This is a genomic window from Colwellia sp. E150_009 (genome assembly GCF_053543955.1).
This window is the reverse complement of the sequence record NZ_JBHFOM010000026.1, coordinates 23,078-40,734: the sequence shown is the minus strand read 5'-3', so window position 1 is coordinate 40,734 and position 17,657 is coordinate 23,078. Positions and strand designations below refer to the sequence as shown.

17 protein-coding genes are annotated in these 17,657 nt (G+C 36.9%); 5 read left to right on the top strand and 12 right to left on the bottom strand.

Features of this window, described 5'->3' with window-relative positions:
* Positions 1–516 precede the first annotated feature (516 nt).
* Entirely contained in the window at positions 517–1,143 is a 627-nt protein-coding gene (gene lexA, locus ACE1OF_RS12375; protein ID WP_448894897.1) for a transcriptional repressor LexA, read from the bottom strand.
* A 213-nt stretch (positions 1,144–1,356) separates the two neighbouring features.
* On the opposite strand from lexA, the gene ACE1OF_RS12370 reads away from it, so the two are divergent.
* From ACE1OF_RS12370 to ACE1OF_RS12350, 5 genes are all read left to right on the top strand, one after another.
* Positions 1,357–1,719, top strand: a complete 363-nt coding sequence (locus ACE1OF_RS12370) for a hypothetical protein (RefSeq protein ID WP_448894871.1) — start codon at positions 1,357–1,359, stop codon at positions 1,717–1,719.
* A 179-nt stretch (positions 1,720–1,898) separates the two neighbouring features.
* On the top strand, positions 1,899–2,228 hold the full coding sequence (locus tag ACE1OF_RS12365; protein ID WP_448894869.1) for a hypothetical protein: 330 nt from the start codon (positions 1,899–1,901) through the stop codon (positions 2,226–2,228).
* A 180-nt stretch (positions 2,229–2,408) separates the two neighbouring features.
* The gene (locus tag ACE1OF_RS12360; RefSeq protein ID WP_448894867.1) at positions 2,409–4,097 is read left to right on the top strand and encodes a phosphoethanolamine transferase; all 1,689 of its coding nucleotides are present in this window, start codon (positions 2,409–2,411) and stop codon (positions 4,095–4,097) included.
* Positions 4,097–4,462: a diacylglycerol kinase gene (locus ACE1OF_RS12355; protein ID WP_448894865.1), complete on the top strand. Its 366-nt coding sequence runs from the start codon at positions 4,097–4,099 to the stop codon at positions 4,460–4,462. The genes ACE1OF_RS12360 and ACE1OF_RS12355 overlap by 1 nt, the downstream gene beginning before the upstream one ends.
* 95 nt (positions 4,463–4,557) lie before the next feature.
* The gene (locus ACE1OF_RS12350; protein WP_448894863.1) at positions 4,558–6,519 is read left to right on the top strand and encodes an LTA synthase family protein; all 1,962 of its coding nucleotides are present in this window, start codon (positions 4,558–4,560) and stop codon (positions 6,517–6,519) included.
* A 95-nt stretch (positions 6,520–6,614) separates the two neighbouring features.
* Here ACE1OF_RS12350 and ACE1OF_RS12345 read toward each other — a convergent pair whose 3' ends face one another.
* The 11 genes from ACE1OF_RS12345 to gspD all read right to left on the bottom strand — a co-directional run bounded on the left by ACE1OF_RS12345 (position 6,615) and on the right by gspD (position 17,648).
* Positions 6,615–7,379 carry a type II secretion system protein N gene (locus ACE1OF_RS12345; RefSeq protein WP_448894861.1) on the bottom strand — a complete coding sequence of 255 codons (765 nt, stop codon included), beginning with the start codon at positions 7,377–7,379 and terminating at the stop codon, positions 6,615–6,617.
* Positions 7,380–7,414: 35 nt separating this feature from the next.
* The gene (gene gspM / locus ACE1OF_RS12340) at positions 7,415–7,897 is read right to left on the bottom strand and encodes a type II secretion system protein GspM (protein WP_448894859.1); all 483 of its coding nucleotides are present in this window, start codon (positions 7,895–7,897) and stop codon (positions 7,415–7,417) included.
* Entirely contained in the window at positions 7,897–9,210 is a 1,314-nt protein-coding gene (gene gspL / locus ACE1OF_RS12335; protein ID WP_448894857.1) for a type II secretion system protein GspL, read from the bottom strand. Before gspL ends, gspM begins: the two co-directional genes overlap by 1 nt.
* On the bottom strand, positions 9,210–10,229 hold the full coding sequence (gene gspK / locus ACE1OF_RS12330; protein WP_448894855.1) for a type II secretion system minor pseudopilin GspK: 1,020 nt from the start codon (positions 10,227–10,229) through the stop codon (positions 9,210–9,212). Before gspK ends, gspL begins: the two co-directional genes overlap by 1 nt.
* Positions 10,229–10,903, bottom strand: a complete 675-nt coding sequence (gene gspJ / locus ACE1OF_RS12325; protein WP_448894853.1) for a type II secretion system minor pseudopilin GspJ — start codon at positions 10,901–10,903, stop codon at positions 10,229–10,231. Before gspJ ends, gspK begins: the two co-directional genes overlap by 1 nt.
* Positions 10,903–11,289, bottom strand: coding sequence for a type II secretion system minor pseudopilin GspI (gene gspI / locus ACE1OF_RS12320; protein ID WP_448894851.1), 387 nt, complete (start codon positions 11,287–11,289; stop codon positions 10,903–10,905). The genes gspJ and gspI overlap by 1 nt, the downstream gene beginning before the upstream one ends.
* Positions 11,282–11,920: a type II secretion system minor pseudopilin GspH gene (gene gspH / locus ACE1OF_RS12315; RefSeq protein WP_448894849.1), complete on the bottom strand. Its 639-nt coding sequence runs from the start codon at positions 11,918–11,920 to the stop codon at positions 11,282–11,284. Before gspH ends, gspI begins: the two co-directional genes overlap by 8 nt.
* A 187-nt stretch (positions 11,921–12,107) precedes the next feature.
* The gene (gspG, locus tag ACE1OF_RS12310) at positions 12,108–12,554 is read right to left on the bottom strand and encodes a type II secretion system major pseudopilin GspG (RefSeq protein ID WP_448894847.1); all 447 of its coding nucleotides are present in this window, start codon (positions 12,552–12,554) and stop codon (positions 12,108–12,110) included.
* A 113-nt stretch (positions 12,555–12,667) separates the two neighbouring features.
* Positions 12,668–13,903 (bottom strand): type II secretion system inner membrane protein GspF, encoded by a 1,236-nt coding sequence (gene gspF / locus ACE1OF_RS12305; protein ID WP_448894845.1) that lies wholly within the window; start codon positions 13,901–13,903, stop codon positions 12,668–12,670.
* Positions 13,903–15,486: a type II secretion system ATPase GspE gene (gspE, locus tag ACE1OF_RS12300; RefSeq protein ID WP_448894843.1), complete on the bottom strand. Its 1,584-nt coding sequence runs from the start codon at positions 15,484–15,486 to the stop codon at positions 13,903–13,905. The genes gspF and gspE overlap by 1 nt, the downstream gene beginning before the upstream one ends.
* Positions 15,486–17,648: a type II secretion system secretin GspD gene (gene gspD / locus ACE1OF_RS12295; RefSeq protein ID WP_448894841.1), complete on the bottom strand. Its 2,163-nt coding sequence runs from the start codon at positions 17,646–17,648 to the stop codon at positions 15,486–15,488. Before gspD ends, gspE begins: the two co-directional genes overlap by 1 nt.
* Positions 17,649–17,657 lie beyond the last annotated feature (9 nt).

Here is a 17,657-nt window from a genome sequence, read left to right as displayed (position 1 = left end):
TCAACCTCCCCTTAAGAATCGCTCAAAACTTGATCTAGGTCAAACAATTATTATGATAAAAGTCAAAAGGATGCCAGTTTTTCAACTAGAGTATTAACTCAAAAACAAGCCTACCTCTTGACAGATATAGGCTAGGGATATTCTACCTATAAATAAAATAAAAAAATGAATAAGAGGTACAACAACTAACTGGGATTATTAGGAGTTTAGTAGAAGAAAATTGAGAAAGAGCGCATAAAAAGAGATAAACCGAGAATACAAAAACGCATTATCGCTAAAAAATTTAGCGATAATTCATATAATCAATATATAGATTAAGCAGATGAATAATATCAGTTTCATTAATTAGGTGATCTACTTTATACGCAGAAAAAACAGCCAAATACAAGGCATTTATTTTAATAACTAGTTGTTCTAATTATTAAATATTAATAACGTCGTAGTTGGTTGTTTTAACCAGTAGAAATGATCACATAGTTAGTGAGATTGGTATAAAATCAGTTTTAGTGAAAAATACTACATCCAATTTCCATTACGAATAACACCAACAGCTAGCCCTTCAATATTAAATTCTTGACAGGTAAGATCTACTTTTATTGGTTCAAAACTTTCATTTTCAGCATGTAAATAAACAATATTACCATCACGTTTAAAACGCTTAACAGTGACATCATTCTCAACTCTTGCAACAATGACTTGACCATTTTGTACATCAGTCGTTTGATGCACCGCCAATAAATCGCCATCTAAAATGCCAATATCTTTCATGCTTTCACCATTTACCCGAAGTAAATAATCGGCGGCAGGATGAAACAAGTTCCCACTCATTTGGTAATGATCTTCAACATGCTCTTGAGCTAATATAGGTTCACCTGCTGCAACTCTACCAATAAGTGGTAGTCCTGCTTCTTCAATAAATTGCTCGGCTAACCGTATACCGCGGGAAGTCCCAGGTATCATTTCAATATACCCTTTTTTTGCTAAGGCTTTTAAGTGTTCTTCTGCAGCATTCGCTGATTTAAAGCCAAAAAAGTCTGCAATTTCAGCCCGCGTTGGGGGCATACCTGTTTCTTGAATATTTTCTTTAATAAGATCAAAAATTTGTTGTTGGCGGCTCGTTAAAGGCTTTAATTCATTTATCATTGACATACGCTTTTCCTTTCTAGGCAAAGTCCTGTATTTATTTACAACTGTCAGTATATACAGCAACAAAATAAATGCAAGGCTTTAGTCATATACCCACACCACCTCATCAAGGTCTAAATTTAATAGAAATGACTAAAAAATATCTTTTATATCTTTGTTGTCTTATTCGTTATATCGTTAAGCATTACTAACATATAACGAGGAATAAATATGAATAAGAAACTTTCATTTATGGCTTTATCACTTACAGCATTATTAAGTTTAGGTGCTTGTAGTGATGATAAGCCCAAAACAACTGGTGAAAAAGTTGACGAGGCTATTTCAAAAACTAAAGATGTTGCTAAAGACCTTGGCGAAAAAGCCAAAGATGCGGGTGAACAGGCTAAAGAGGCTGCTATTGATGCTACCGAAAAAGCTAAAGAAATAGCAAGCGATGCGGGTGATAAGGTTAAAGAAGCAGCCAAAGGTGCTACCGAAAAAGCAAAACAGATGGCAACTGACGCTGGAGATGCAATTGAAGATGCCTGTGAAAAGGCTAAAGAAAAACTAGATGTAAAAGATACTGATTGCTAATTTTTAAAGTATAGATTATACCTACCGTAAGTAATAAAATTCCATCACTACAACACTATCTACTATAATAACCAATAGTAAGTAGTGTAGTGAAGGTGTTCAGAAAAACGGGGTTATTTCAGTAAAAACTCAGCAAATCTTAAGATAAGTTTGCTATGTTATTTACTTAATATATCAAAATGGAGAAGGTTGATCTTTCAACGCTAATTAATTCAACCATCGCCCTTGAAAATAAAGTGAACAGAGAAATAATTGTTCGTGTAAATGAACAATGCCCCGCAATTCATACTAATGAATTTGCATTAACAACCATACTGAAATATTTAATCAATAATGCTATTTTCTATAGCCCTAATTCAACCCCCATTATTATTTCTTCTGAACCTGAGTTAGCGCCTCTGCACATTAAAATAAGTATTGCTAACATCAGTAATATTGATTACTCAAAAGAAGATTTAAGTCTTTTTTTTGAGCCTTTAAAAACACTCCAACCTTACTCATCACACTAAACCCCAATAAAGCAAACAATTAAATCACATTCAGTTTAATTTCGACTGATAATCAGTTTTTCCTAAGCTTAACTTAAGCTTTCTTCTTTACTATATCTTCGTAGTCGTTATTCCACGTCTTGATGATCAGGGCTAATTGCAAGCTTACTACTCGTCAGGCAAATGTAGAAGGTTAATATAGTGAAAGCATTTATTTTATATTTTAAACACCGTTCTTTAACTACTAACCAATTATTATTACTTACCTGTAGTTATATTGTATTTGTTTTAAATAGCCCCTTTTTAAATAAAGCTGTGACTGCTGTTACAGCATTGCAAGACTACAATGTATTGTTTCTACTCTCGTTACCTATTTTTTTACTGTCATTGAGTATAATTATACAAGGAGTTTTAGCGTTTAAGTTAATAATAAAACCCCTGTTAATACTAACGATACTTAGTTCATCTTTAATCTTTTATAGCACCCTTAATTACGGTACTATTTTTGATTACACTATGGTTCAAAACACCATAGAAACAGATTCTGCTGAATTGATGTCTTATGTAAACCTGTACGCAATTTCATTTATTTTTATTACAGGTGTCATCCCCGCTTTATTGATTTATTTGGTACGCATAGATTACAAACCTTTCTATCAAGAAGTATGGAGTCGAATAAAATTATTTGGTGCATGTATTAGTGCGGTACTTTTAATTGCTATCTTTTTTTATTCAAATTACGCCTCTGTTGGCAGAAATAACAAAAATCTTATTAACTACATTACCCCCTATAAAATGGTAGACGCCTCAATTAAATTTGCACGAAAGCACTATTTTTATCCACCACTAGAATTTAAAGTACTCGACACAACACCGTCCATTGAACGAGAAAGTAAGAAAAAACACGTTACTGTGATGGTATTAGGTGAAACTGCTCGTGCCCAAAGCTTCTCACTCAATGGTTATGAAAAACCTACCAACCAATATACTGAAAAACAGGGGGTGGTCTCTTTTTCACATATGAGTTCCTGTGGTACCGCAACGGCTGTTTCAGTACCCTGTATGTTTTCACGTTTAGATAAACAGCATTACGATAAACGTATCGCCACAGCGCAACAGAATGTTGTTGACCTAATTCATTTGGCAGGCGCTGATGTACTCTGGATCAGTAATAATAATGGTAGCTGTAAAGGTGTTTGTAGCCGCGTAAAAACAGAACAAATAAAACCGAATAAAACCAACTCCTTGTGTGATGGTGAATATTGCTTCGATGAAGCACTTCTAAGCCCATTGAGTAATAAATTAAATAAATTATCAAGTGATAACACCTTGATTGTACTGCATATGATTGGCTCTCACGGACCAACTTATTTCAAACGATACCCTAACAAGCATAGACTCTTTACACCTGATTGTCAGCGCAGCGATATTCAACATTGTACCGAAAAACAACTTATCAATAGCTACGACAATACCATTGCCTACACTGATTTTGTTCTCTCTGAAATTATAAATAAGTTAAAGCGGTTGGCAGATAAAGAAAACATCGAAACATCATTGCTTTATATTTCAGATCACGGAGAATCACTTGGCGAAAGTGGTGCTTATTTACATGGATTACCTTATGCTTTTGCGCCAAAAGAGCAAACTCATGTTCCTATGATTTATTGGTCTGACGCGGAACAAACAGATTTGAGCCTTAACTGTTTAAATACAATCTCAGAGACACCACTTTCGCACGACAATGTTTTTGATGCCATGTTAAGTGTTATGTCAGTTCGAACAAAAGTATATACTAGTGATAATGATCCTTTCATTCATTGTAAATCACAAAGTGCTATTGCGCGTACAACGGTAGATACATCGTCACAAAAAGAGGCAAAATTCTAGTGTTTGACCATAAAAATAAACCCACAGGTATTAAACGAATCTATTTAGCCACATTAAATTCTTCACGGGCATTTTTATGGTTATATAAAAATGAGTCTTCCTTTCGGCAAGAAGTTATGCTGTTATTAATAGCAATACCCTTATCATTTTTCTTTAACATTAGTATTAAAGAACAAGTTATTTTGTTGCTTGCCATCGTCTTTGTCATTTTTACTGAAATACTCAATACTGCTATTGAAGCCGTTGTTGACCGCATTGGGCTAGAGATACATCCTTTATCAGGTTTGGCTAAAGATCTAGGGTCTGCCGCCGTGCTAATCAGCCTAATTATTGCCTGTAGTATTTGGATAATTGTCTTATTGTAATTTAATCGGTTGGTTTTATTTCAGTTTAACCTAAGCATTTCTTAAGCTTCAATCTTTAAAGTAATCATCGTGTTTTATTAATGATATGAAAAACGATGCTTACTTCTGTACTTAATTTATTGCGTCCCTTTTTACTTTTCTCTCTGTTACTTATTGCGATGCTTTTGCTGTCAAGAGTTGGATTAGCACTATGGCAAGTGGAGCGTTTCGCTGACTTAAACACTATAGTAACCCTGCTCATTAATGGGCTTAGAATCGATTTAAGTACATTAGGCTACCTACTTATTTTACCTGCACTCTTTCATCCTTGGCTTATGCTTTCCAGATATAACATATTTTGGCTTAACAGTTTAAAATGGGTGCTCTTTGTTGGCTTTATCTCTGTTTTATTTTTTGAGCTTGCTACACCTGCTTTTATTAAGGAATATGGCTTTAGACCAAATAGATTATTCATTGAATATTTAGCCTACCCAAGTGAAGTAATGAAAATGTTAGTTAATGGGCACTTACTAACACTTATTGCAGTGTTTTCACTACTCATTTTCACAAGCTATTGGGGTTGGCGCATTATTAATAAAATCGTATTCATAAGCAAAGTGAATATCGCACGGTCACCATTATCTGCTTCATTGGCATTTTTCATTTTATTAATAGTACTTTTTCTGAGCGCAAGAGGTACAATTGGGCATCGGCCTATTAATCCATCTCTTGTCTATTTTTCCACTGATCCGCTCATCAATTCATTAACCCTGAATTCTATTTATAGTGTCGCACATGCCTATAAGCAATTTGGTAATGAGAAAAATGCCGCGAAATTGTATGGAAAAATGCCAACCAGCAAAGTTATTAGCCTTATCCAAGAAAATACCAGCATAAACGCACGCGCATTTACTAATAAAAATTTACCTTCAGTGACTACTCGGTTACCCGTTTATCAAGGAAAACCTAAAAACTTAGTCATTATTTTAGAAGAAAGTTTGGGCGCACAATTTGTTTCATCACTAGGAGGGCTTCCACTTACGCCTGAGCTTGATAAATTAAATAGTGAAGGCTGGGCTTTTAAAAACATGTATGCCACAGGTACACGCTCAGTTAGAGGCATTGAAGCCGTTATAACAGGTTTTACTCCAACCCCAGCTCGCTCTGTTGTGAAACTTGATAAATCACAACACGGTTTTTTTACCATCGCAAGTTTACTTAAAGACAACAATTATTTAACACAATTTATTTATGGGGGTGAAAGCCATTTTGATAACATGAAAAGCTTTTTCTTAGGCAATGGTTTTACCGATATTGTCGATTTTAAGGATATTAAAAACCCGCAATTTGTGGCGTCATGGGGAGCAAGCGATGAGGATTTATTTCGTCAAGCAGACATTGAACTATCAAAGTTACATCAGGCTAACAAACCCTTTTTTAGCTTAATTTTTTCTTCAAGCAATCATGATCCTTTTGAAATTCCAGATGGTGTAGTGACACCAATAACTTATTCAAAAAAACAACTAGCCCACTATGATATAAAAGAAAAAATGCGCCATAAAGCAATTCAATATGCTGATTATGCCTTAGGAAAATTCATCAACAAAGCTAAACAGCAACCTTATTGGCAAAACACTATCTTTTTAGTCGTGGCAGATCATGATGCCAGAGCAATGGGCAGTGATTTAGTACCCGTAAAAAATTTCCATATTCCTGCGGTTATTATCAATTCAGGAAAGCCTCCACAACTAGATGAAAGAGTTGCTAGTCAAATTGATTTAGCACCAACCCTATTATCTTTAATGGGCATTACTAATCATTCACCAATGCTGGGCCATGATCTTAATAATACTACGGTGTCAGGTCGTGCAATGATGCAATACGCCGATAATTTCGCTTATATGACAGGTAACGATGTTACGATATTACAACCCCAAAAAGCAGCCGTTAATTTTAGCTATGATTTTCATAACAAAAAACTAACTCCTCAGAAGCTTAATGCTAAACTTGCTGACATTGCCTTAGCACATGTTTTATGGGGTAGTCTTGCTTATGAGCATGGCTGGTATACTAATTAACTAGAGCTCATCTTAATCCACCTCAAAATGCTGAATCCTGTATCTTGAGGTGATTTGGGTATAACACACATCAGTGGTGTGAAATTGAACCTTCCCTAAAACGCTAAACGATAACGCCCTTGGTTATCTTTTCTACCTAAAAACGGTAAGGCGTCATTCAGTTCTGCAGGAAATTTGGCACCTGGTTTTAAGAAACCATTGCCCGATACCTTACCTCCTTGGCGTACATAGGCTGTAAACGTTAACCCTAAATCATTCTTCGGTGAAATAATCACGGTTAAAGCGCCATTTTCACAACCTATATCAGCGTTCAATTGGTCAAGCTTAATATTTTTATTAAATGCTTCAACACCCGCTTTTGACCAAGCAATGTCGCCTTTAACCGCGAGACATTGATTATTATTTTTCAAATCAATGTCTGCATTTATCACAGTCAATTCAACGTTACCTTGTGCTGTTACAGGCAAAGGCAATGTTAATTGTTGTGCTACTTCACTTGCTTTTATGAACAGTTTTAGATCATTAACTGTTGCTTTATTCTGCGAAAGTAACAATTCAGCTTTACCTTCAGGCCCTGCTGAAAATGAATCACCAAAGGTAATTGTAAGTTTGGGCGTTAAGCTAAATAACGACCAAAAACTTAACTCAGCGTGCACTTTTTCAATTCGGCTGCCATTAACAGCCATTTGTGCAATATCGGTTTGCCATATACTGCCTGTTACACCAGAAAACTGAACAGCATTTTTAATATTAGTAGGCAGTGAAATTTGATTTAACACAAATGTAGTGGGTAACGTGGCGATTAAAAAAACCAAATAAGTGATTAAGAAAATACCACTCATGGCGAATTTGTTTTTCATTGAATATCTCTGCTTAACGCTTTAAATTAAAATTACTATTTTGCTAACTGTAAACGGCGAACGCGAACTTCACCCTCAACATCACCTTTGGTCAAGTCGATTGCCTGCACTTGCAAACCTTCTTTGTTCGCTAAATGCTCCAACCACGAAAGAAGTTGCGTAAAAGGTACACTATCAAGCCAAACCTGCAATAAATCTCCTTGTGGTTGCATTCGCGTAATCGTCAATTGTTGTTGGTTAGCCGTTCGGTTTACGATACTTGATAAACTACCTGTACTTGGTTTATTCGTTCCCAAAGATTGGGCACTTTGATAACGAGCTGCATTTTCATCAACCCAAAGAAGCAAGGCTTGGCGACTTGCAATGCTCTTTTTAGTGTTCGCTAAATTATCATTTAACGGTTGCCATACAAGACTATAAAGTAAAAATATAATCACGGCTGAACTCATGGCTATTACCAGCCGTTGTTCACGTAAAGCAAGTGTATGCCACCATGTTTTAATTGCAGATACATTCATTATGAGCCTTCCTTACTGCTTGCTTTACTAACAATGCTAAATGAGCCTGTAACTTGATCACCTTGATTATTTTGAGCCCCTTGTTGTACTGTTAAATTCTCCGCAACAAGTGCACTTTTAAAGCGTTCAAAATGCTGATAATCATCTGCTATTGCTTGTAAACGTAGTTCTTGTCGTTTACCGTCAAATTTTAATGATTCTGGTTTTAATGCAGACACTTTGGCAAATGCAGGTTGTACCTGAGACAACATAGTTAAAAAGCCTGTCTGTTCACTCACGCCACCTAATTGTGCTAATTGCCTACTTAACTGAGATTTTATCGTGCCAATTCGTACCTTCTTAGCACGGGGAAATACTTTTTTGTAACGTTCGAGAATTTGAGTTTCAATGTGAGCTTTCTCTGACGAAAGTTGCCATAATTGAGTACTTTTATAACCAACATTAAACAGCAAAGCACAAGCTGCAAAACCTGCTGCCCAGAGCCAATTACTAAGATTCTTTGAGCGATGCTCTTTTACTTTAAACTCACCTTGTAATAAGTTGAAACTACTTTTTTCACAGTTCTGTGCAAATAACGCTAGAGGCAATTCTTCCTCAGCACGCACAACAGTAATCCCTTCTTTATCTTGTAGATCCTCAACAAAAGGTAAATCAGAATAGGCATTAATTGTGACTGCTTCCCCTGCTTCAAGACTATCTAAATTTTTTGGTGAGGCAATAATATTATTCAAGGTAAACTGCCACGCGTCACTATCTAAGATAAAACCTTGCCACTCTCCATGACGAACGACTATTTGCGTTAATTTTGATGGGTTATTTGTCTCAGTACTTACACTATGAAGCGCAATAGCACTATATTGACCATCAACATAGGGCATAGTTAATACATCAGGTTGCATGCTTTTAGTAACAATATCAGCTTCTTTTAGCCATGACTGCCAAAGCAGCATTTGTTCACGTTGCGTAATAGCCACAAAACAGTTGTATTCACTTTTATTGTTAGTCATATTGGCGTAAGCAAAGAATAATTCATCAACATCTTGTGCTAACTCGTCTTCAAGCATGTAAGGCACAGCAGACCGCATCGCGCGTTGTGACTTCGTGGGTACAACTAAACGCTTTAATAATACATCGCAGCTAGGCACAAATACCTTAACGACGCGTTGCTTTGCTTTGTCAGTTAATTCACTTAACTGTTCTGCGTTCGATAATTCGCCACTAGCAATAATTTCTTGTTCTATTGTATTTATAATCAGCCAAGAAATTTCATCTTGAGCTTGACTACCTAGGCGTATGTATAAAATTTCGGCCATTAATTACGTCCTACAGTGCGACTTATCACATCAATATATTTGTTATTAGTTACTTTCATCACGGAGTTCATGGCAAAATAGCTATCATTAAAACTCGCACTCGTTTTTAGTGTAAAGTATTCGCTATCAACTACAAACTGATCTTTTTTATCATTAAAATTTTTGAGTTTTACAACTTCAGGTAGGTTATAAAAATCATCAATAGAAGCAAAACCTTTTTCGCCTCTTGCGCTTAATATATCTTGCGCTTCATTTGTCGTTACATCAAGCAAGGCTTGCAGCAGTTCAACATGTTCACTATTGAGTGTATTAATGTTTATTTTATGCATATCTGTGGCAGGTATAACGCAAACATAGGGTTTTATTTTTTCAATTACATTTGGGGTAAAATGTTCAACTACTCTTAATTCGTTTACACTCGCTAAATAATGGTTTGCTGCAAGATAAGGAAATTCACGTGACGCATAATCATTATCTTCTGCACCGCCTGAACTACTTATCCCGCTATTTTCGTCAAGCCAATCGGTGAGAGCATCTGCCATAGACTCTGCTTCAAATTGGCTAACATCGTCAATTTGCAAATTTATTAATAATGCTTCAAATGCCAAACGTGCTGGCACTTTATTTTCCTTTACATTGTTGCCGCCAGAATTATTGTTTTTTAATGGTGCACGCAAGGCATTTAGATTTAAACAACTTTGCAAATCTGATATTTCTCCCGTTATTTCACCAAAATCAACAGGGTAAGTGGTTTCACCTTGTGCCCAAATCTGTTCCAAATTTGTTACTTTTTCATCACCTTGAAACGCAGTGATCAATACTCTTTTTGCAAAGGCTTCCGCTCCCATAGCATACCAGTAGGCCTGTTGGTTAAATACCATATTAGCACTACGTTGCATCTGTACTTGCAAACGGGCCGTCATTTGACTTGCAATCACCGCACATAAAGCAACAATGAGCATCACAGTGATCAGTGCAACACCCTTTTGTTTATAAAGCCTAACTAGATTGCCTATCACTAGTTACTACCTATTGATTGCGTTTGTTGGCTTTGACCGTCACCAGGAACTAAAAACTGTCGACGAATAATACCGTAATCTTTTGTATCAACCTCAACGGCCATTCCTAAGGGTAAAGCATTACTTGACCATTTTTTTTGCCATGTTTTGCCATCGTAATACTCAAATGTTATAGCATTAACCTCTTTAATTAAGGGTCTTACTTTTGGCTCTTCGCCTACCACTGAATCAACAAAATTTGTGTGTAAACGTTGTAGTGTGCCTTCAACTAACCGATAAGCTACTGATTGCATATCACTACGTGGTAATAGCAAACCCGGATTAGTCCAGCCTTGTCTAACAAACGCAACAGCTTGGTCTTCAGTGGCAAAACTATCGCTAACGCTGTGTATATATTTCGTTGAAGGAGCCTCGCCTTCAATGCGCATGCTACGACGTGCTATTTGGATAATATCACGTTCAATAATCAAAAAAGCACGTTGTAATTCATTTTGTCGATTACTGCGATCTTTAGCCGTTTCATCACCTTTTAATACCGAATCAAAAATAGTAAAGCTCGATAAACTCACCAGTGAAAATATTGCAATGGCTATCAACACTTCTAATAAAGTAAAGCCTTTATCATTCGTATTAAATGGTCGCTGAAAAACTAACGTGGCACGAGTACAGTACATTATTTCTCCACTTTAGACACATAGGTGGTAAAACTACTGACGGCTAATTCGTCATCTTTATGTAACCGCACTTCCATCACAACAGCACGCATATCCTTATCCGTTGTTTTTATCACTTTTTGGGTCCAAAACCATGTTCGGCCAGCCATTTCAACCTCACCTTTAGCATTGTTTTTTGGTGGCCAAGTGGTATCTAAACTCACCGCAACTAATTGGTTTGATGCCACCCAATTAGCAAACATTTTATCTTCTAAGTGACCAATATTACGCGCATTATTGCTTGCAGCACTTAATAAGGCAACACCAGCAATTGAAAAAACACCCAATGCCAGCATCACCTCAATTAACGTAAATCCTAAAGATTTAGACCTAAAGCGACTAATCATCTAACACCGGACCTTCTATCGTTAACGGAATGCTATATATGCCCGTGACACGATATGCTAGCGTTGATAGATCATCATTGATTGATACTTGCTCTGTAAACTGAAAAGTGAGGCTAAAGGGGGTAATGTCGCCACCTGACAATATATATACTTGAGGTATTAATTGTTTTTCTTTTTCTGAATCACTGTCTTGTTCGTCAGAATCAAAAGACAAAAAATCGTCATCTTCATTGGTAAATACAGATGAATCAAACAATAAAGGTTCTTCAATGGGTAAATCATCTAAAGCTAACGTAAACTTTACACCTTCAGGTAACGTTTGTTCAGTTAACCAATCTTGCGACGCTATTTCACTCCACTTAACACCGTCATAACCTAAAAACTGATAGGTATTTTTATCAATATACAAACCTAATTCAATGTTATTCAATAAGCCATAGTTAGCCGCACTTTCAAAAAGCGTGGCAAACTTATAGCTAGCTTTTTGTAAGGTTTCTTCAGGTTTTTTGCCCGAAAAATTAAATTGCACTACAGACACTATTAAACCAATAAGCGCGATCACCATTAGGACTTCAAGTAATGTAAAGCCTTTAGAGTTTGTGATTGTTCGTTGCGAAAAGGTTTTTATCATTAAACTAAATCTAAAATTGATAGGGTATATATCATGGCTTTAATAGGCACAAAACACTCTGTTTTTATTCATTATATCGGTTGAAATTTATACCAATATAAAACAATAAAGGGCAATAAATTACCCTTTTAGCTTTTATACTTAAACCAACACATTGGTTTAAGTTATCGGTCTAAAGTAAGTTTAATTACTGATAGTCACCAAGGTTCCAATTACCAATATCGTCTTCTGTACCTACTTCACCGTCTGGTCCTGAGGTAAATACATCCATTTTACCTTGCTCGCCTGGGTTCAATAAAAGATATTCATTACCCCATGGATCTTTAGGAAGACGTTTCACATAACCACCATCAGGAAAACGACGTGGTATTGGTTCAATATCAGTTTGTGTTGTTAACGCTTCTAACCCTTGTTCTGTACTTGGATAATCATAGTTATCTAGTTTGTACATACTCAAAGAGTTTTCTAATGCCGTAATATCTTGCACAGCTTTTTGTAATTTAGCAGTATCTTGACTACCCATTAAATTGGGAACCACGACACTAAGCATCATGCCGATAATAACAATAACTACCATTACTTCTAATAACGTGAAACCTTGCGCACTTTTACTTTTGAGTCTATTTTTAAACATCATGTTTCCTACTAACTTATCTAATGTAAATGTTAATTTGATCTGTTTAACTGTATATGTTCACAACAATATGGAACGATAACTATCATGTTGAAATGAATTAATCATTTTAACTACCCGCCAATGAAGGTATTTAATTTTAATATAGGTTCTAATATTGCCATTACAATGAACAACACAACACCTGCCATCACAACCATCAATGCTGGTTCAAAAGCTTTTAATGAAATATTAACTAACGCTTCAAATTCTTTATCTTGGTTGTCAGCAGCCCGTCCTAGCATTTGATCAAGTTGACCACTTTTTTCACCACTGGCAAGCATATGTAGCATCATCGGGGGAAATAATTTTGTTTGCTCTAACGACAAATGCAAACTAGAACCTTCGCGCACTTTATCTGCTGCCAATTTAACCTGTTGTTTGATGTATAAATTATCAAGTACTTCACCAGATATTTTCATACTTTCTAATAACGGTACTGCACTGGCTGATAATATACTCAATGTTCTTGCAAAACGGGCGGTATTAAGCCCTTTAGCCACTTTGCCAATACCTGGTAAAGTAATAATACGTTCATGATATGCCATTTCAAACTTTGGCTTTTTCAATAACTCTGAGAAAGCCAACATAACAATGGCAATAAATAACACAATGAACAAACCATTAGCTTGTAAAAACTCACTACTGGCTATCAAAAATTTAGTTGACCCAGGTAAATTGGCACCCATATGCTCAAATTGGCCAACAATTTGAGGAACAACCTTGGTTAACAATATTGCAACAACACCAATAGCTACAACGGTCATAATAACGGGATACACTAAGGCTTGAATTAATTGTGAACGCATTTGCTCGCGCTGTTCAGTGTAGTCAGCTAAACGATTTAATACTTTGTCTAAATGGCCAGATTTTTCACCTGCGGCAACCATAGCACGATAGAGTCGGTTAAATACTTTCGGATATTCCGCCATACTTTCCGCTAAGCCATACCCTTCTGTGACCTTAGTACGAACCCCCATAATCATACTTTTAATACGATTTTTTTCACCCTGCTCAGAAACAGCCATTAAAGCCTCTTCAAGGGGCAAGCCTGATTCAACCAAGGTGGCTAATTGACGAGTAATTAATGCTAACTCGGCTGCAGAGACTTTTCCTTTGTCCTTTTGCTTTTCTAACTTGCCAGATGCCCCCAATTTTGATTTATTTCGCGCTAAGGTTGGTGTTACCTCGGTTGGCATCAACCCTTGTTCACGTAACAAAGCACGGGCTTGTCTTGGGGTATCGCCTTCAATAACCCCTTTTTTAGTTCTTCCTTTGCGATCTACTGCTTGGTAATCAAATGCTGCCATTAATCTTCTCTTGTGACACGTAACACTTCCTCAAGTGTTGTTTGTCCTGTCATCACTTTGTCAAAACCATCTCGTCGGATTGAAGCGGTATTGGTGCGAATATATTTTTCAATTGCCTGTTCGCCATGTCCGTTATGAATAATTTCACGCACATTGTCATCAACCACTAATAACTCATGAATACCCGTACGACCACGATAGCCTTTAAAGTTACATTCACTACAACCTTTAGCACGGTAAATAACTTGTTGATTATCAGCAGGCAAATTAAGTAGAGTACATTCTTCTTCGTTTGGTAGATGACTTTCGCGGCAATGAGGACACAAAGTTCGCACTAATCGTTGTGCCAGCACGCCAAGTAAGCTTGACGAAAGCAAGAAAGGTTCAACACCCATATCTTCCATACGGGTAATAGCGCCCGCGGCTGTATTAGTATGCAGTGTTGATAATACTAAGTGACCCGTTAAACTTGCTTGCACACCAATTTGAGCCGTTTCTAAATCTCGAATTTCACCTACCATAACCACATCAGGATCTTGACGTAATATTGCGCGTAATCCACGAGCAAAGGTCATATCAACTTTGGTGTTTACTTGTGTTTGTCCTATGCCTTCAATAGCAAATTCTATCGGGTCTTCAACCGTAAGAATATTACGCTCTTTTGAGTCAATTTGAGTTAAACCAGCATATAAAGTAGTACTTTTACCCGAACCTGTTGGCCCAGTAACAAGAATAATACCATGGGGCTTATCAATAAGCTGACTAAAGATACGACGGTTCTTATCTGTCATACCAAGCTCTTCTAGATCTAATCGTGCTGCATTTTTGTCTAATAAACGTAATACCACACGCTCACCATGCCCCGTTGGCATAGTTGACACACGTACATCTACCGCTCGGCCACCAATACGCAAGGAAATACGACCATCTTGAGGAATACGTTTTTCAGCAATATCAAGTTTAGCCATAACCTTAATACGAGAAACCAGTAATGAAGCAAGTTTTCGGTTAGGTTTCAAGACTTCCCGCAATACACCATCAACCCGAAAGCGAATCTGTAAAGCATTTTCAAAGGTTTCGATATGAATATCACTGGCACCTTCTTTAATAGCTTCACTGAGCATAGCGTTAATCAATTTAATGATTGGCGCGTCATCTTCATTTTCTAATAAATCTTCACTTTCAGTCATTTCATCAGCAAGTGAGTATAAATCAACTTCATTGCCGATATCTTCCATCATTTGCTGTGCTTCCGATGAATCGCGTTGATAAACTTGTGTTAATAAAAGTTCAAACGATGAGGCATCTTGAATAGCAAAACTAAAGGGTGCTTTAATTATCCGACGTACTTCAACAATTGTTTCTAAACGAATGCTGTCGAGGCAATGTAAAACATACTGGTTGTCTACTTTGGTCAATAACACACTATAGCGTTTGGCAAACGCAAAGGGTAAACGCCACGCTACAGCACCTTCATCGTCCAAGTTTTCGTCGGCATCCTCTACAAGTGACTCAACTATTTCATCAAGGGCAACCGCCTGTTCAACTGCGATATCGTTGTCTTTAATGGCTTCCTCAGACATTACTTATTCTCTTCTACTGCAAGCGGTTTCAATGATTCGTCTACTGCTGCATCTTCTTGATTAAATTTACCGTCTTTAATCGACTCTTGATACTTATCAAACGAAGGCGGCAAGGTTAATTGATCATTCCACTGCGGTAAAAGAGGTAATTTTTCATCACGCATCAAAGATAATCCTTCTTCTTGTTTACGTAATTGGTCTGCGCGAATAAAGTTATATTTCTCTTTGGCTAAATTGTGCATCACATCTGAGTCAGTCATAATTTGTGGTTTAAGAAAAACCATTAAATTACGTTTTCTTGTGGTGTTTGATGTTGATTTAAACAAATGCCCAATAATTGGTATATCACCTAGTAATGGCACTTTTTGCACACTTTCTTGTACATCTTCATCCATTAAGCCACCTAAAATAACGGTTTGACCACTTTCAACCATTACCGTGGTTTTAATTTCACGTTTGTTAATTGAAATATCAACACCCGTAGTACCACTCACTGATGAAACTTCCTGTTCAATCGTTAATTGTACACTGTTACCTTCATTGATTTGTGGGGTTACTAACAGTTTAATTCCCACTTCTTGACGGTCAACCGTTTGAAACGGATTAGAGTTATTACTACCTGTTTGTGAGCCAGTGATAATCGGAACTTCTTGACCTACTAAGAAAGAGGCTTCTTCATTATCTAAAGTAGTAATACTTGGCGTTGCTAAAATGTTAGAGTTAGTATCAGCGCTAACCGCCTGAATAATTGCACCCCAATCATTTTTCATAATACCGAACATACCACCGCTCACTGAACCTAGTACTTCTGCCAATAAGGTGTAATCACCTTCCGTATCTTGTTTATAGTAGCCTTTTTGAATGACTTCATTATCACTATTAACTAAAGCAGGTACAAATTCACCTTTTGTTTTTTCTGCCGCTTTAGCTGCTCCTGCAACAGATGAGATAGATGCTGGTCCATTAGTAAACTGGGTAAAACCACCCGTTTCGCTATACCATTGCACACCTAATTGAACGCCATCTGACTCATATACTTCAACAATAATGGCTTCAATATGCACTTGCGCGCGAGGCACATCAAGCTGACGAATAACCGATTCTAACGCACGTAACATATCAGGTTGCCCTGTAATGACTAACGTATTGGTTGATTCATGCGCTTCAATACTGGTATCAGTTTTTGAATTAGCCGCGGCACGTGATTTATTCACGCTGTCTTCTGAAGCAATCGTTTTACTGACGCCATTTAGCACTTTTACTAAATCTTCTGCTTTTGAATATTTAAGGTAATAAACACGGGTATTGCCGCTCGACTCTAATTCACTATCGAGTCGCTTAACTAATTGTGCTGCGCGTTCACGCGCTTTCACTTCACCACTAACAATCACACTATTACTGCGATCATCTGCCACAATTTTGGGAATAAGGAATGTTGGTTCACCTGCTTTACCACCAGAAGGCTTATACATGGCTTCAATTATACGCACCATTTCACCTGCTGATGCATACTGTAATTTGATAATTTCTATGTCTTGATCGCCCGCTCTGTCAACACGTTCAATAATATTAACCAATCTATTAACGGTAGCAGCAGTACCCGTAAGCATGATAACGTTGGCAGGATCATAATTAGTAACATTACCACCACCCGCTTGATCTGATAATTGTCTTAGCAAAGGTACTAACTCACGTACAGTAACATTTTTTACTTCAACAATGCGGGTAACCATTTCGTCACCCAGTATTTTCCCATCATCACCAATAACAGGAATAGCTGCCGTTTTTGCATCCTTATTACGAATGATTTTGATAATGTTATTATCTCTTTCTATCGCTGAAAAGCCATATACCTGTAAAACGTTAAGGAAAAATTGATAATATTGCTCTTCTGATAATAAATCATAACTACGCACATTAATTTTACCGCGCACGTTAGGATCAACAATCATGGTTTTTTTCAAGTTTTTGCCTACAATAGTGACAAATTCAACAATTTCCGTGTCTTTAAAACTTGGCGAATATTCCGCAGCACTGGATTGACCTACAACAAAAATGCCACTAAAAGCGACTGCAGTTGTCAAAACCAAACCAAATTGCTTAAGTTGCTTAAACTTGTGGCGTAACGGTTTAACCACAATGGCGTTTAAGGGTGTACCCATGAAAAATTC

Excerpts from the sequence above, each read along its gene's own strand:
- lexA (WP_448894897.1), bottom strand. The coding sequence starts at position 1,143 with ATGATAAATGAATTAAAGCCTTTAACGAGCCGCCAACAACAAATTTTT.
- ACE1OF_RS12370 (WP_448894871.1), top strand. The coding sequence starts at position 1,357 with ATGAATAAGAAACTTTCATTTATGGCTTTATCACTTACAGCATTATTA.
- ACE1OF_RS12365 (WP_448894869.1), top strand. The coding sequence starts at position 1,899 with ATGGAGAAGGTTGATCTTTCAACGCTAATTAATTCAACCATCGCCCTT.
- ACE1OF_RS12350 (WP_448894863.1), top strand. The coding sequence starts at position 4,558 with ATGCTTACTTCTGTACTTAATTTATTGCGTCCCTTTTTACTTTTCTCT.
- ACE1OF_RS12345 (WP_448894861.1), bottom strand. The coding sequence starts at position 7,379 with ATGAAAAACAAATTCGCCATGAGTGGTATTTTCTTAATCACTTATTTG.
- gspM (WP_448894859.1), bottom strand. The coding sequence starts at position 7,897 with ATGAATGTATCTGCAATTAAAACATGGTGGCATACACTTGCTTTACGT.
- gspL (WP_448894857.1), bottom strand. The coding sequence starts at position 9,210 with ATGGCCGAAATTTTATACATACGCCTAGGTAGTCAAGCTCAAGATGAA.
- gspJ (WP_448894853.1), bottom strand. The coding sequence starts at position 10,903 with ATGTACTGTACTCGTGCCACGTTAGTTTTTCAGCGACCATTTAATACG.
- gspI (WP_448894851.1), bottom strand. The coding sequence starts at position 11,289 with ATGATTAGTCGCTTTAGGTCTAAATCTTTAGGATTTACGTTAATTGAG.
- gspH (WP_448894849.1), bottom strand. The coding sequence starts at position 11,920 with ATGATAAAAACCTTTTCGCAACGAACAATCACAAACTCTAAAGGCTTT.
- gspG (WP_448894847.1), bottom strand. The coding sequence starts at position 12,554 with ATGTTTAAAAATAGACTCAAAAGTAAAAGTGCGCAAGGTTTCACGTTA.
- gspF (WP_448894845.1), bottom strand. The coding sequence starts at position 13,903 with ATGGCAGCATTTGATTACCAAGCAGTAGATCGCAAAGGAAGAACTAAA.
- gspE (WP_448894843.1), bottom strand. The coding sequence starts at position 15,486 with ATGTCTGAGGAAGCCATTAAAGACAACGATATCGCAGTTGAACAGGCG.
- gspD (WP_448894841.1), bottom strand. The coding sequence starts at position 17,648 with ATGGGTACACCCTTAAACGCCATTGTGGTTAAACCGTTACGCCACAAG.